Origin of the sequence: Verminephrobacter aporrectodeae subsp. tuberculatae At4 (assembly GCF_000193225.1) — a bacterium.
Taxonomy (GTDB): Bacteria; Pseudomonadota; Gammaproteobacteria; order Burkholderiales; family Burkholderiaceae_C; genus Acidovorax; species Acidovorax aporrectodeae.
In genome coordinates, this window is sequence record NZ_AFAL01000598.1 from 1 (window position 1) to 325 (window position 325).

At 71.4% G+C, this 325-nt stretch carries 1 protein-coding gene; it reads left to right on the forward strand.

What is annotated here, in order from left to right; translation table 11 throughout:
* Positions 1-325, forward strand: a 325-nt coding sequence (locus tag VTU_RS33795; protein WP_040893177.1) for an Ig-like domain-containing protein, incomplete at both ends; no start/stop codon positions are given.

The following is a 325-nucleotide window of genomic DNA, read 5'->3' on the forward strand; positions in this document are numbered from 1 at the left end:
CACCGCGGGCGAGACCACAACCGTCACCATCACCTTCAGCGAGCCCGTCACCGGCTTGGACGCCAGCGACATCGTGTGCCCGGGCGGCACGCTGAGCACGCCCACGGCGAACACCGAGCGCACGGTCTGGACGGCGACATTCACGCCCACGGCCAACGTCAGCGCCCGGGCCAATACCATCCGTGTGAACCTCAGCGGCGTGCGCGACGACGCGGGCAACGCCGGGACCGGCAGCGCCAGCAGCGACAACTACTCCGTGGACACCCGGCCGGCAGACACCACCGGCCCCACGGCCACCATCACGCTGGCCGACAGCGCGCTCACC